Source organism: Burkholderia sp. BCC1638 (genome assembly GCF_902833195.1).
GTDB lineage: Bacteria > Pseudomonadota > Gammaproteobacteria > Burkholderiales > Burkholderiaceae > Burkholderia > Burkholderia diffusa.
The window spans coordinates 45066-57975 of sequence record NZ_CADFEC010000021.1; the positions used below are offsets into that span (position 1 = coordinate 45066).

Here is a 12910-nt window from a genome sequence, read left to right on the forward strand (position 1 = left end):
GGCACCGGGCCGTTGCGGACAGGGTGAAGTGTGCCCGCATTACTTTTGCGGAAAAAGCGGCGCTCGGGCGAAATTATCTTGATTCGATGTCAACAATACGGAGTCGAGGCGGCATACGCGTGCGGCCCGAGGGGAGCGGGTTTCAGCGATTCACCGGCGCGGCTCGCCGACGAAAAAAGCCCCGGTCACAGGGGGACCGTGACCGGGGCGAAAAGCATCCTCTCTTTGGCACGAGGGTTGGATGCGGGCGCAGTATATTTCGGGGCATAACATTTCGAAATGACGTTAAAGGGCCTCTTTTGGTGCCAATTTAAAAATTCCGACGTGACGGCGTCGTCCGTCATCGATCTGAAAGATTTTTCGTTTGTCCGAGCCAATGTTTAGTGCGCGATGACGACGAAGCCGACTGAATCCACCGTCGGCGCGCGGCTCGCGCGTGCCGTCGATCGATCATTCCGCTTGGCCGGCCGCGTCGCGCACCGCTTCGAGAAACCGCGCGACGACGGGAGACGTCGGCACCGCCGCACCGTCGAATACGAACTCGATATCGAAGCGGCTCGCGAGTTCGTCGAGCGCGACGAGCCGAACCGTGCGCGGGCATGTCGGCGACGCGCTTTCCGGCACGAACGCGCAGCCCATGCCGGCCGCCACGAGACCGATCAGCGTCGGGATGTCGCTGCCCACCTGCGCGATGCGCGGCGTGAAGCCGGCCCGTTCGCACTGCGCCATCAGGAAGCGGTGATGCGCGGCGGAGCGCCGCGCGTCGAACCAGACGAACGGCTCGTGCGCGACGTCGGCAAGCGTGCGCGGCGCGCGGAAGCGGCCGCCGGGCGGCGCGGGCATCGCGAGCACGAAGCGGTCGCTCAGCAGCCGCACGCCCGACAGATGCGGCGCTTCGTCTCGGCGCCACGCCATGATGCCGCCGTCGAGCTGGCCGCGCATCAGCGCTGCCGCCTGTTCGGCGGACAGCATCGGCGCGATCGACAACTTCACGTCCGGACACGCGTCGCGAAACGCCTTCAGCACGTTCGCGACGACCGGCAGCGGCAGGCAGTTCGGCAGCGCGCCGAGGCGCAGCTCGCCGCGCTGGCCGGATGCGCTACGCAATGCGCGTTCGCGGCTGTCCTGCAACGTCGCGAGCAGGCCCGTCGCATCCTGCAGGAAACTTGCGCCGGCCGCCGTCAGCGTGACGCCCGTCGTGCGGCGGATCAGCAGCGGCGTGCCGATCGCATCCTCGAGCTCGCGGATCTGCCGCGACAGCGCGGGCTGGACGATGCCGGCCGCGCGGGCGCCGGCCATCACGCTGCCGGCTTGCGCGACGGCCACGAAGTAACGCAGGTGACGCAGTTCGATCTGGCGCATGCGGTGTCGACTCCGGTTGTCGGACTTGATTTGGCGGATATGCCTGCCAAGCATGGCAAGCACCATCCGATGGTATTGGAAAAGCATGGCGGGCGTGCCGTACGATGATCGACGTTGCCGGGCCTGTTCACGGGCCGCGTGCGTTCCCTTTGTCCCGACCGTGTCCCGCACCATGCCGCTTCATATCCCGACCCCCTATGTCCGCTCGCAAATCGCGTCGCGCCGTCTCGGCAAGAACATTCGATTGAAGCTCGACGCGCTGCAGCCGTCCGGTTCGTTCAAATTGCGCGGCATCGGCGCGGTGTGCGAAGCGCGGCATGCGGCCGGCGCGCGCCGGTTCGTGTCGTCGTCGGGCGGCAATGCGGGCATCGCGGTCGCGTATTGCGGTCGCGAGCTCGGCGTGCCGGTGCTCGTCGCCGTGCCGGAAACCGCATCGGCTCGCGCGCGGGCGCTGATCCGCGCGGAGGGCGCGGAGGTGGTCGTACACGGCGCGAGCTGGGCCGAGGCGAACGCGTACGCGCTGTCGGCCGTCGACGCGCAGGACGCGTTCGTGCATCCGTTCGACGACCCCGTGCTGTGGCGGGGGCACGCGACGATGATCGACGAGATGGCGGCGGCCGGCCCGAAACCCGACGCGGTCGTGCTCGCGGTCGGCGGCGGCGGGCTACTGTGCGGCGTCCTCGAGGGGCTCGCACGCAACGGCTGGCACGACGTGCCGGTCGTCGCGGTCGGGACGGAAGGCGCGGACAGCTATGCGCGCTCGGTCGCGCAAGGTCGTCCGGTCGAATTGCCGGCGATCACGAGCATCGCAACCTCGCTCGGCGCGAAGCGGCCGTGCGACGCGGCGGTCGAATGGGCGAAGCGGCATGCGATCCATCCGGTCGTCGTGTCGGATGCGCAGGCGGTGGCTGCGTCGCTGCGGTTCGTGGACGAGCACCGGATCGTCGTCGAGCCGGCGTGCGGCGCCGCGCTGGCCGCGCTCGAACAGTCGGTGCCGGCGCTTGCTTCTGCGTCGGAAATCGCGGTGATCGTGTGCGGCGGCGTGACGGCGACGGTCGAGCAGTTGCAGGCGCTGAACGCGACGTTGCGGTAGCGCGCCAGTGCGCGTGCCGCGGCGCGGCCGGGCGGCGCTGCGGGGGCGAAGACGTAACGACGGAGTGATCGCGCGGCGGGAATGGTCGCGGGCGTCGGCGGAATCGGGATTCGTGTGGTTCGTCGCGACGGGCTGCGCTCGATCGCCGGTCGCGTCACGGCGCGCATGCGCAACCGGCCTTCGGGTGTACGACGATCAAGTGGGACGACGGGGAGGGGCGCACATGGCGCGCCGCGCGCGACGGGCGCACGACGCGGAGAGATGGTCTCGCGGTCAGTTCGCGGACGGTGCGCTGGCACCGGTCGGTGCGGACGACGCAACGGGATCGGCGGCAGCGGGCGCGGGCGTCTTGTCCGCCGATGCCGGAGCAGCGTTCGCGGAGGCAGGTGCGGAGGCTGCCGATGCGGGCACGGCCGATGCCGACGTTGATGCAGCCCGCATGACAGCGGCAGGTGCCGATGCGGGCGATGCCGAAGCAGACGCGGGCGTCCGCACGGAGGCGGGTGCCGAAGCCGACGTCGAAGCAGGCACGGCCGCCGACGCAGGTGCCGCAGCCGATGCCGAGGAGGAAGGCGGGACTGCGGCCGACGCCGACGCAGGTGCCGCGACCGATGCCGGCACGCCACCCCGCATCGCCCCCGGCGCGACCACGGCCGATGCCGCGGCAGGCGCAGCAGGCACGGCCGACGCGCCCGAAGCCGGCGCGACGCCCGGCCCCGACAGCGGCACCGGCGCGGCGGGCGGCGTCGGCACGACCGGCGTCGTCATCTTCATCGGCTCGCCCTGCGGCGTCGGCGCGGGTTCGGGCAGCGGCGTGACGGGTTCCTTCTCGGCCGCCTTCACGGTCGCGCGGTCGCGGCGGGCCGGATCAATCTTCAGGAAATGCTCGACGAGATTGAAGAAGCGCTCGTAGAACACGCCGGCGGGAATCGTCTCGCTGGCGGTCTTCACGAGCGCGTCGTCGCTCGACCCGATCGGCAGCGACAGCGAGCCGAACACGCTGAGCCCGACGCTCGCCGACGTATTCGACTTCTTCAGCGTGTAGCGGTCCTGCACCGCGTTCACGTACGCGATGCTCGACGAGCCGTCGGCATTCGCGTCCGCGCACACGACGTGAAACTCGATCACGACGTGCATGTCGTTGCTCGGCTGGAAATTCTTGCTGCCGTCGACCGCATCGTTGCGCGACGACGACACCACGTAGCCCTGGCTCAGCAGCGCGCGCCGCGCGGCCTCGCAGGCCGCGTCGGATTTCGAGCGGAACGTGTGCGCATACGGGCTGCTCGTCGCGTCGAACTGCTCCTGCTGGTAAATCGGCTTGGGCGGCGACGAGCACGCCGCCAGCACGGTCGCGGCCGCGAGCGCGCACGAAACGGAAAACAGGCGAAATCGGTTGTGCATGGCGTCTTTCAAAAGGCTCGGCGAGATGCCGCGCGGGGCTGCGGGCGCAGCGGCGGGGCCGGTGCGATGCGCGTGGCAATCTCGTATGGCCGGGGCGTCATTATAGTTTCGTTTGATGTCGCGCTCGCTTCAGGCGGCCGGCGCAGGCCGCGCGGCGGCGAGCAGTCGCGATGCCAGCGGGTGGTGTTCGCCGCGCCGCGAGCGGATCGCATGGATTTCCTCGGTCACGTCGCCCGCCCGGCCGAGTCGGCGCAGCCCACGCAGCAGCGATGCATCGTTCGCGCCGAGTTCGCTGAGCGGAAATACGCCGAGGCCCCGCGCCGCGAACACGGCCATCAGCGCGCTGTCCTCGAATTCCCCGGCCACGCGCGGCACGATCCGTTCCCGTTCCAGCCACAGGTCGAGGCGTGCGCGCAGCGCCGAGTGGGCGGTCGGCAGCAGCACCGGCAACTCGGCGAGGCACTGCGGAAAGCGCTGCCGCGCGGCCGTCGTGACGAGCGCCGCGGGCCCGTACCAGTCGACCGGCGACGCGACGAGCCGCTCGCTCGTCACGCGTAGATTCGACCCCGACGGCGCGCCCTGGCCGGCCAGCACGAGGTCGAGGTGATGCAGCGCCAGTTCCGCGAGCAGCGCGTCGTGCTCGCCCTCGTGGCACAGCAGCCGCAGCGTGGGCGTGTCGAGCACCGGCGCGAGGATCGCATGCGCGGCGAGCTTCGAGATCCCGTCGGCCAGGCCGACCGCGAGCCGCACGGTCGGCTGGCTGGCCGCCGCGCGCACCTCGTCGGGAATCAGCCGGCCCATCTCGAAGATGACCTCGGCGCGCGCATACGCGGCCTGGCCCGCATCGGTCATCGCGACGCTGCGCCCGACCGGGCGCAGCAACTGGTGGCCGAGCGCCTTTTCCAGTTCGCGGACCTGCGCGCTGATCGTCTGCACGGCCATGTCGAGCCGCTCCGCGGCGCGCGCGAAACCGCCTTCCTTCACGACGACCCAGAAATAGTACAGATGGCGAAAATTCAGCATCGGATCGATATTTCGGAAAAACCGAACCAAAGATCAGATTCTCTCTGATTTTTTCGAAGTCGTGGGGTGGCCTATCATCGGGCTTTCCACATTCGAATCGGCCCTTTTCATGGACTACCTGCTGACGCTTGCCGCCGACCCCGCCGTCTGGGCCGCGCTCCTGACGCTCGTCGTGATGGAAGTCGTGCTCGGCATCGACAACCTGATCTTCATCTCGATCCTCAGCAACAAGCTGCCCGAAGCGCAGCGCGCCCGCACGCAGCGCCTGGGCATCGCGCTCGCGCTCGTGATGCGCCTCGCGTTGCTCGGCAGCGTCGCGTGGATCGCGAGTCTCACCGAGCCCGTATTCACGCTGTTCGATCACGCGTTCTCGTGGCGCGACATGATCCTGCTGTCGGGCGGCCTGTTCCTCGTATGGAAGGCGACCACCGAGATCCATCACCACGTGTCGCACGACGGCGACGGCGCGGGTGCGTCCGGCGGCGCGGCCGGCCTGACGGTATGGGCCGCGATCGGCCAGATCGTGATGCTCGACATCGTGTTCTCGATCGACAGCATCGTGACCGCGATCGGCATGACCGAGCATGTCCCGATCATGTTCGTCGCGGTGATCGTCGCGGTGAGCGTGATGTTGTTCGCCGCGCAGCCGCTCGCACGTTTCATCGACCGCAACCCGACGATCGTGATGCTCGCGCTGTCGTTCCTCGTCGTGATCGGCATGACGCTGATCGCGGAAGGCTTCGGTTCGCACGTGCCGAAGGGCTATATCTACGCGGCGATGGCGTTCTCGGCGTTCGTCGAAGGCATGAACATGCTGGCGCGGCGTGCGAAGGCGAAGCGCGCGGCGCGGGTCGAAGGTCACTGAGAAAGCGGGCGGGCGAGGGCCCGCCCTTGGTTCGGAATGCTCAACGAAGGGAGAAGCGCGATGAAATGTCCGGTCTGCAAGACGCCCGACCTGCTGATGGCCGAGCGCCAGTCGATCGAGATCGATTACTGTCCGACGTGCCGCGGCGTGTGGCTCGATCGCGGCGAGCTCGACAAGCTGATCGCACGCGAAACCGGCGATGCGCCGCCGCGCCGCGACGAGCCGCCGGTGCGGCACGATGCGCAGGCGCCGCGCGGGCGCGACGACGGCTGGGGGCGCGACGGCCGCTCGCACGACGACCGCTATCGCCACGACGGCCAGCGTCGCAAGAAATCGGTGTTCGACCTGTTCGATTTCGATTGAGCGTGACGGCGGGCGTGCACCGCGCCGCACGATGAAACAAAGCCCCGCCGGGTGTCATGCCCGGCGGGGCTTTGTCATGCGAGTCGCGCGATCGGCACGCGCCAGCGCTTACGCGTTGCCGGCCGTCACGTCGATGCGGCGCGGGCGTGTCTCCTCGCGACGCGGAATCGTCAACGTGAGCACGCCGTCGCGCAGGCTCGCATCGATTCGCGACGTGTCGAGATCGGGGCTCAGCACGAACGTGCGCGCGAAGCGCGGCGCGCGGACTTCGGCATGCCGCACGCGCAGGTCGGCTGGCGTGTCGATGCGCGTGTCGGCTTCGATCGTCAGCGTGTTGTCGTGCACCTTCACGTCGAGATTCTCGCGCGGCACGCCCGGCAGGTCGGCGCGCAGCGTGACGCGCCGTTGGTCTTCGACGATGTCGACGGCCGGCGTGATCGCGGGCCGGCGTGCGGCCTCGGCGGCGGGCGCGTGGACGGCGCCGGCCTGGCGTTCCGTCAGGATCTGGCTCATATTCATGTCGTTCTCCTGAAGGTTACTGAACGTTGATCGCACGTGGCTTCGATGCCTCGCGCCGGCCGACGCGAATCAGCAGGCAGCCGTTTTCGTAGCGGGCGCTGACGTTGTCCGCGTCCGCGTTCTGCGGCAGCTCGACCACCCGGCGGAACGCACCGTGAAAGCGCTCCTGCGCATAGGTGCGCACGTCGTCGCCGGCGTCTTGCGGCACGGGCTTGCGCTCGCCGCTGATCGTCATCAGATCCCTGTCGATCGAGACGTCGAAATCGGCCGCGGCCATGCCGGGGGCGAACGCGACGATCTCGATCGCGTCGTCGGTCGCACCGACGTTCAGCGCGGGAAACGCGCTCGGCCGCACCGCGCGGATGCCGGTCGGAAGCTCGCCGAACAGGCTCGCCATCTGCCGCTGCACGCGGGCGAATTCATCGAACAGGTCGTGGCCGTGATGGATACCGCTCATGAAGGTCCTCCGGAACAGGAAACGCGAAAAACGCGCCGACGCGACGCCGATGGCGAGTGCGAGTGCGATGCGCGGCTTTCCGCCGAGTCGAAACGGGGGCAGTGCGTGTGACGGGCACCGCCTGGCAACCGGTAATTAGAGGCCGCCGCGGCGGTTTTCAAGAGAGGAAGTGCAACCGGCATCAACGCGTCGTGACGTGAATCGATGCGACAATCGTCGCGCTATCCACAGACCACGGAGACGGGACGGACATGGACATTCAACGCATCGCGATCGTCGGGGCCGGCGTGATCGGCGCGAGCTGGGCGGCTTTCTATCTGTCGAAGGGCTTCGACGTCGTCGCGACCGATCCCGCACCGCAGGCCGACGCGCGTCTGCGCGACGCGCTCGCCGCATTCCTCGGTGACCGGGCCGCCGAACTTTCCGCGCGGCTGTCGTTCGATGCGGATCTCGTGCGCGCGCTCGACGACGTCGATTTCGTGCAGGAAAACGGCCCCGAGCGGCTCGACCTGAAGCGCGCGCTGTACCGGCAGATGGACGACGTGCTGCCCGCGCGCGTGCCGATTGCGTCGAGTTCGTCGGGCCTGAAGATGTCCGAGATCCAGACCGCCTGCGACAAGCACCCGGAACGCTGCCTGATCGCGCATCCGTTCAACCCGCCGCACCTGATTCCGCTCGTCGAGCTGGTCGGCGGCGACGCGACCGACCGGAACGTGATCGCGCGCGTGAAGGATTTCTACGACGCGCTCGGCAAGCAGACGATCGTGCTCAACAAGGAAATGACCGGCCACGTCGCGAACCGGCTCGCGGCCGCGCTGTTTCGCGAGGTGTATCACCTCGTCGGCGAAGGCGTGGTGAGCGTCGCCGACGCGGACAAGGCGGTCGCATGGGGGCCGGGCTTGCGGTGGGGGCTGATGGGGCAGTGCCTGACCTATCACCTCGGCGGCGGCGCGGGCGGGATCGCGCACTTCCTCCAACACCTGGCGGGGCCGATCACCACGTGGTGGGACGACCTCGGCACGCCGTCGTTCGATCCGGCCGTCGATCGCAAGCTGAACGACGAACTGCGCGCGATCCAGGGCGAACGTTCGATGCAGGAACTGGCGGCCGAGCGCGATCGGCTGCTCGTCGAGCTGATCGACGCGCGGCGCCGCAGCTTCCTGCCCTGAGCGCGTTGCCGCGCGGCGTTCCGGTCGTGCCGTGAGCGGCTATTGCTGGACGGCCGTTTGCGGTGCCCGCGGCGTCTGCGCGAGCCACGCGGGCTGCGCGGCCTGCACCAGTTCGCGATTGCGTGCGCGCGTCGCGGCATTCGGCGGATAGTTGCCGTCGTTGGTCGGCAGTTCGCCGTCGAGGTACGCCTGCTTCAGCTGCGCGACGACTTCCGCGCGCGTCAGGCCCTGCGCGGGGGCAGCGGCATCGGTTTGCGCAAAGGCGGGGGACAGCAGTGCGGCTGCGGCGGTCGCGACGGCGAATCGCAAGACGTTCATGGTGTGCTCCGATCAAGGGGACGGGATAGCGGATGCGCGGCACATTGCCGTGCGTTCCGATGGGTCCCATTGTCGCGAGCGAGTGCTGCGCGGACGCTGACGCGTTCCGGGCAAGATTGTCAGTTGCGCGCTCACGCCGCGGCGGGGCGGCGTCGGCGTCACGGCGAAGACGATCGCTACAGCTCGGCCGCCGCCGCGATCAGCGTCGCCTCGAGCGCGAGCGTCGAGCGCGATGCGGCCGCCGGCCGGTCGATCACGTATTCGAGTTCGCCGAGTTCGGGGAGCCCCGCGTCGAGCCGCGCGAGCCCGGCCGGAATCACGTAGCCCGCAAACGCGCTGACGCCGAGCCCCGCGCTCGCGGCCGCGCGCAGCACCGCGATGCTGCTGCTCACGACGGTGATCCGGTACGGGCGGCCGACCGCCTCGAGCGACTCGAGCACGCGGCGGCGCGATACGCTCGGCTCCGGATGCATCGCGAGCGGCAGCACGGCCTCGTGGCCGGTGATCCGCGAATCGGGGCCGGTGCACCAGTACAGCGGTTCGCTGCGGATCACGCGGCCGCGCCGGCTGCCCGCGACACGCTTCGCGAACACCAGATCGTGGCGGCCTTCGTCGAGCGCGTCGAACAGGTCGCCCGACAACCCCGTCGAGATCGCAAGCTCGACTTCCGGATTGCGCTGCACGAAGCTCGCGAGCGCGGCCGTCAGGTGCGCGGACGCGAAATCCTCCGACATCGCGAGCCGCACCTTGCCCGACAGCGGCGGCCCGCACACCGACGTGACGGCCTCGTCCATCAGTTCGAGGATGCGCACCGCGTAGCGGAACAGCGCGTCGCCGTGCTGCGACAGATGCACGTTGCGCGTGTCGCGTTCGAACAGCGGCCGGTCGAGCAGCTCCTCGAGGCGGCGGATGTGCTGGCTGACGGTCGACTGCGACAGGCTCACGCGCTCGGACGCGGCGGTGAAACTGCCGGACTGGGCGACGGCGACGAAGCTGCGCAGCAGCTCGGGCGGTAATGGACGCATTGCTAAATCCACTGAATCGGTTTCGACAATTTCATAAATGGCCGGATCATGCGGCGCTAGTATCGGATCACGCCCCGGTGCGGCCCATGCAAACGGGGCGCACCGGACGCGTTGCCCGTGTCGTGCCGTCGGCTGCATCGGTCAGTCTAAGCCATCCGGCGTCCGGCCCGAAACCGCATCATCCCATCGACCGCCCGAGAACGCGCTCGCACGACGAGCCGCCGGGCCGCGGCGCACCGCCGCGGGAGACAGACCGTCCGCGCCCGGGATCGGCGTGCGGGCCTGGCTTCCGCACGCGTCAGGCGCCCGTCACGAAGAGACTGGAGACGACTCATGATCATCTACGGAACCGCGCTGCTGGCGTTCTGCCATCTGGCCGGACTGTTCCTCGGCGACCTGCTGGGCGCCGCGATCGGCGTGAAGACCAACGTCGGCGGCGTCGGTATCGCGATGCTGCTGCTGATCTGCCTGCGCCTGTGGCTGCACCGGCGCGGCTGGCTGCCGAAGGAAACCGAGGCGGGCGTCGGTTTCTGGGGCGCGATGTACATCCCCGTCGTCGTCGCGATGGCCGCGAACCAGAACGTGGTCGCCGCGCTGAAGGGCGGGCCGGTCGCGCTGCTCGCCGCCATCGGCGCGGTCGCGATCTGCGCGTGCTGCATCGCGGTACTCGTGCGCACGGGGCGCGACGACACGGCCTTCGCGGGCGTGCCGCAATTCGAACAACAGTGACGGAGGCCGCCATGCTGCAGATGCTCGAAAAAACCGTCGCCCACAACGGGCTCGTCGCGTCCTTCGCGCTGGTCGGCCTGATCATGTGGCTGTCGTCGATCGCGTCGCGCAAGCTTACCTTCGGCCGCGTGCACGGTTCCGCGATCGCGATCGTGATCGGTCTTGCGCTCGCGTATGTCGGCGGTGCGTTCACCGGGGGCGAGAAGGGAATCGCCGACGTGCCGCTGTTCGCGGGCATCGGCCTGATGGGCGGCGCGATGCTGCGCGATTTCGCGATCGTCGCGACCGCGTTCGAAGTGCAGCCGACCGAGGCGCGCAAGGCCGGCCTCGTCGGCGTCGTGTCGCTGCTGCTCGGCACGGTGCTGCCGTTCATCGTCGGCGCGTGCATCGCGCGCGCGTTCGGCTACACCGATGCGGTCAGCATGACGACCATCGGCGCGGGCGCCGTCACCTATATCGTCGGGCCCGTCACCGGCGCCGCGATCGGCGCGAGTTCCGACGTGATCGCGCTCAGCATCGCGACGGGCCTCGTGAAGGCGATCATCGTGATGATCGGCACGCCGGTCGCGGCCGGCTTCATGGGTCTGAAGACGCCGCGCTCCGCGATGATCTTCGGCGGCCTCGCCGGCACGGTGAGCGGCGTGAGCGCGGGCCTCGCCGCGACCGATCGCCGGCTCGTGCCGTATGGCGCGCTGGTCGCGACGTTCCATACCGGCGTCGGCTGCCTGCTCGGGCCGTCGGTGCTGTTCTTCACGACGCGCGCGCTGGTCGGCGCGTGACCGCGCATGGCGCGTCGCATGCGGCCGGCGCGCGCAGTTCCGCGGCGGCCCGCATCCATCGCGGTGTCCTCTGAGTCGGATTCGTCAACATCATCAATCGGCGGCGGCGCCAGGCTTAGAATGCCGCTGAACCATCGAAGCGGGAGAACTGTTCATGACGGGATGGAATCACGCGCGGCAGGCGCGCGATGCACGCCTCGCGGCCGGCGCGGCCTTCGCGCGCGGCAAGCGGGTCGATGCGCGCGACACCGTCGCGTTGCTCGAAGCGGTGCTGCGGCCCGGCGATCGCGTGTGCCTCGAAGGCGACAACCAGAAGCAGGCCGACCTGCTCGCGACGGCGCTCGCCGACGTCGACAGCGCGAAGATCCATGACCTGCACATGGTGCAGTCGGGTGTCGTGCTGCCGGAGCATCTCGACGTGTTCGAGCGCGGGATCGCGAAGCGCCTCGACTTCGCGTATTCGGGCCCGCAGTCGCAGCGGATCGCGAAGCTGCTGTTCGGCGGCAAGATCGCGCTCGGCGCGGTGCACACGTATCTCGAACTGTTCGCGCGCTACTTCATCGATCTCACGCCGCAGGTTGCGCTGATCGCGGCGGTCAGCGCGGATGCCGACGGCAATCTGTATACCGGCCCGAACACGGAAGACACGCCGACCGTCGTCGAGGCCACCGCGTTCAAGGACGGCATCGTGATCGCGCAGGTCGACCGCATCGTCGACAAGGTGCCGCGCGTCGACATCCCGGGCGACCGCGTGCATTTCGTCGTCGAGGCCGGCCGACCGTTCTACGTCGAGCCGTTGTTCACGCGCGACCCGGCCGCGATCACCGAGACCCAGATCCTGACCGCGATGCTCGCGATCAAGGGCATCTACGAACCGTACGGGATCAAGCGCCTGAATCACGGGATCGGCTTCAACACGGCCGCGATCGAGCTGCTGCTGCCGACCTACGGCGCGAAGCTCGGGCTGAAGGGCAAGGTCTGCACGCACTGGGCGCTCAATCCGCACCCGACGCTGATTCCCGCGATCGAATCGGGCTGGGTCGAGCAGATCCACTGCTTCGGCTCCGAAGTCGGGATGGACGACTACATCCGCGCGCGCTCCGACGTGTGGTTCACGGGCCCCGACGGGTCGCTTCGCTCGAACCGCGCGTTCTGTCAGACCGCCGGCCTTTACGCGTGCGACATGTTCATCGGCTCGACGCTGCAGATCGACCTGTCCGGCCATTCGTCGACGGTCACCGCCGAGCGCATCGCCGGTTTCGGCGGCGCGCCGAACATGGGCAGCGACGCGCGCGGCCGGCGTCACCCGAGCGAGCCGTGGCTGAAGGCCGGCGCGGAAGCCGACCCGGACACGCCGGCGGCGCTCAGGCGCGGCCGCAAGCTGGTCGTGCAGATCGGCGAGACCTTCGGCGACAAGAACGTGCCGATGTTCGTCGAGAAGCTCGATGCGCTGAAGCTCGCCGACAAGCTGCAGCTCGACCTCGCGCCGATCATGGTCTACGGCGACGACGTCACGCACATCGTCACCGAGGAAGGGATCGCGAACCTGCTGATGTGCCGCGACAAGGACGAACGCGAGCACGCGATCCGCGGCGTGGCCGGCTATACGGAAGTCGGTCGCGGCCGCGACCGCAGGATGGTCGAGCGGCTGCGCGAGCGCGGCGTGATCCGCCGCCCGGAGGATCTCGGCATCGATCCGCTCGACGCCGACCGCCGCTGGCTCGCCGCGCGCTCGATCAAGGATCTCGTGCACTGGTCGGGCGGTCTGTATGCGCCGCCGGCCCGGTTCCGCAACTGGTGAGGAAGA

Annotated in this window: 14 protein-coding genes; 7 read left to right on the forward strand and 7 right to left on the reverse strand. The window is 69.1% G+C overall.

Translation table 11 applies throughout. The annotated features are described in order from the left end of the window. Positions 1–450 precede the first annotated feature (450 nt). Positions 451–1362 carry a LysR family transcriptional regulator gene (locus tag HWX22_RS22445; RefSeq protein ID WP_175916420.1) on the reverse strand — a complete coding sequence of 304 codons (912 nt, stop codon included), beginning with the start codon at positions 1360–1362 and terminating at the stop codon, positions 451–453. Positions 1363–1534: 172 nt separating this feature from the next. On the opposite strand from HWX22_RS22445, the gene HWX22_RS22450 reads away from it, so the two are divergent. Further along, complete coding sequence (locus HWX22_RS22450) at positions 1535–2455, forward strand: pyridoxal-phosphate dependent enzyme (protein ID WP_175916421.1); 921 nt, start codon at positions 1535–1537, stop codon at positions 2453–2455. 273 nt (positions 2456–2728) lie between these two features. Here the strand turns inward: HWX22_RS22450 and HWX22_RS22455 are convergent, their stop codons facing one another. Continuing rightward, the gene (locus tag HWX22_RS22455; RefSeq protein ID WP_175916422.1) at positions 2729–3856 is read right to left on the reverse strand and encodes a DUF2242 domain-containing protein; all 1128 of its coding nucleotides are present in this window, start codon (positions 3854–3856) and stop codon (positions 2729–2731) included. A 129-nt stretch (positions 3857–3985) separates the two neighbouring features. Further along, on the reverse strand, positions 3986–4879 hold the full coding sequence (locus HWX22_RS22460; RefSeq protein ID WP_175916423.1) for a LysR family transcriptional regulator: 894 nt from the start codon (positions 4877–4879) through the stop codon (positions 3986–3988). Positions 4880–4988: 109 nt separating this feature from the next. On the opposite strand from HWX22_RS22460, the gene HWX22_RS22465 reads away from it, so the two are divergent. Together HWX22_RS22465 and HWX22_RS22470 are read left to right on the forward strand one after the other, a co-directional pair. Further along, positions 4989–5744 (forward strand): TerC family protein, encoded by a 756-nt coding sequence (locus HWX22_RS22465; RefSeq protein ID WP_059523522.1) that lies wholly within the window; start codon positions 4989–4991, stop codon positions 5742–5744. A 60-nt stretch (positions 5745–5804) separates the two neighbouring features. After that, complete coding sequence (locus HWX22_RS22470; protein ID WP_059523520.1) at positions 5805–6107, forward strand: zf-TFIIB domain-containing protein; 303 nt, start codon at positions 5805–5807, stop codon at positions 6105–6107. Positions 6108–6215: 108 nt separating this feature from the next. On the opposite strand, the gene HWX22_RS22475 is transcribed toward HWX22_RS22470, so the two are convergent. Together HWX22_RS22475 and HWX22_RS22480 are read right to left on the reverse strand one after the other, a co-directional pair. After that, on the reverse strand, positions 6216–6626 hold the full coding sequence (locus tag HWX22_RS22475) for an Hsp20/alpha crystallin family protein (protein ID WP_175909595.1): 411 nt from the start codon (positions 6624–6626) through the stop codon (positions 6216–6218). Positions 6627–6642: 16 nt separating this feature from the next. Then, the gene (locus tag HWX22_RS22480; protein WP_175916424.1) at positions 6643–7083 is read right to left on the reverse strand and encodes an Hsp20/alpha crystallin family protein; all 441 of its coding nucleotides are present in this window, start codon (positions 7081–7083) and stop codon (positions 6643–6645) included. Between the two features lie 251 nt (positions 7084–7334). Between HWX22_RS22480 and HWX22_RS22485 the strand changes: the two genes are divergently transcribed. Continuing rightward, a complete protein-coding gene (locus tag HWX22_RS22485) occupies positions 7335–8252 on the forward strand; it encodes a 3-hydroxyacyl-CoA dehydrogenase NAD-binding domain-containing protein (protein WP_175909591.1) in 918 nt (305 codons plus the stop codon). Between the two features lie 39 nt (positions 8253–8291). Here the strand turns inward: HWX22_RS22485 and HWX22_RS22490 are convergent, their stop codons facing one another. Beyond that, complete coding sequence (locus tag HWX22_RS22490) at positions 8292–8570, reverse strand: DUF4148 domain-containing protein (RefSeq protein WP_059523512.1); 279 nt, start codon at positions 8568–8570, stop codon at positions 8292–8294. 176 nt (positions 8571–8746) lie between these two features. Continuing rightward, on the reverse strand, positions 8747–9595 hold the full coding sequence (locus HWX22_RS22495) for a LysR substrate-binding domain-containing protein (protein ID WP_175916425.1): 849 nt from the start codon (positions 9593–9595) through the stop codon (positions 8747–8749). A 333-nt stretch (positions 9596–9928) separates the two neighbouring features. On the opposite strand from HWX22_RS22495, the gene madL reads away from it, so the two are divergent. The 3 genes from madL (at position 9929) to mdcA (ending at position 12904) form a co-directional block, all read left to right on the forward strand. Next, positions 9929–10324 (forward strand): malonate transporter subunit MadL, encoded by a 396-nt coding sequence (gene madL, locus HWX22_RS22500; RefSeq protein WP_059449382.1) that lies wholly within the window; start codon positions 9929–9931, stop codon positions 10322–10324. An 11-nt stretch (positions 10325–10335) separates the two neighbouring features. Continuing rightward, positions 10336–11103 (forward strand): malonate transporter subunit MadM, encoded by a 768-nt coding sequence (gene madM, locus HWX22_RS22505; RefSeq protein ID WP_059523510.1) that lies wholly within the window; start codon positions 10336–10338, stop codon positions 11101–11103. Between the two features lie 154 nt (positions 11104–11257). Beyond that, positions 11258–12904 carry a malonate decarboxylase subunit alpha gene (gene mdcA / locus HWX22_RS22510; protein ID WP_059691157.1) on the forward strand — a complete coding sequence of 549 codons (1647 nt, stop codon included), beginning with the start codon at positions 11258–11260 and terminating at the stop codon, positions 12902–12904. The last annotated feature ends 6 nt before the right edge of the window (positions 12905–12910 follow it).

Bases quoted from the DNA above. Each gene is read 5' to 3' on its own strand.
- HWX22_RS22475 (WP_175909595.1), bottom strand. From the start codon at position 6,626: ATGAATATGAGCCAGATCCTGACGGAACGCCAGGCCGGCGCCGTCCAC.
- HWX22_RS22465 (WP_059523522.1), top strand. From the start codon at position 4,989: ATGGACTACCTGCTGACGCTTGCCGCCGACCCCGCCGTCTGGGCCGCG.
- HWX22_RS22490 (WP_059523512.1), bottom strand. From the start codon at position 8,570: ATGAACGTCTTGCGATTCGCCGTCGCGACCGCCGCAGCCGCACTGCTG.
- HWX22_RS22485 (WP_175909591.1), top strand. From the start codon at position 7,335: ATGGACATTCAACGCATCGCGATCGTCGGGGCCGGCGTGATCGGCGCG.
- HWX22_RS22470 (WP_059523520.1), top strand. From the start codon at position 5,805: ATGAAATGTCCGGTCTGCAAGACGCCCGACCTGCTGATGGCCGAGCGC.
- HWX22_RS22495 (WP_175916425.1), bottom strand. From the start codon at position 9,595: ATGCGTCCATTACCGCCCGAGCTGCTGCGCAGCTTCGTCGCCGTCGCC.
- HWX22_RS22480 (WP_175916424.1), bottom strand. From the start codon at position 7,083: ATGAGCGGTATCCATCACGGCCACGACCTGTTCGATGAATTCGCCCGC.
- HWX22_RS22450 (WP_175916421.1), top strand. From the start codon at position 1,535: ATGCCGCTTCATATCCCGACCCCCTATGTCCGCTCGCAAATCGCGTCG.
- HWX22_RS22460 (WP_175916423.1), bottom strand. From the start codon at position 4,879: ATGCTGAATTTTCGCCATCTGTACTATTTCTGGGTCGTCGTGAAGGAA.
- madM (WP_059523510.1), top strand. From the start codon at position 10,336: ATGCTGCAGATGCTCGAAAAAACCGTCGCCCACAACGGGCTCGTCGCG.
- HWX22_RS22455 (WP_175916422.1), bottom strand. From the start codon at position 3,856: ATGCACAACCGATTTCGCCTGTTTTCCGTTTCGTGCGCGCTCGCGGCC.
- mdcA (WP_059691157.1), top strand. From the start codon at position 11,258: ATGACGGGATGGAATCACGCGCGGCAGGCGCGCGATGCACGCCTCGCG.
- madL (WP_059449382.1), top strand. From the start codon at position 9,929: ATGATCATCTACGGAACCGCGCTGCTGGCGTTCTGCCATCTGGCCGGA.
- HWX22_RS22445 (WP_175916420.1), bottom strand. From the start codon at position 1,362: ATGCGCCAGATCGAACTGCGTCACCTGCGTTACTTCGTGGCCGTCGCG.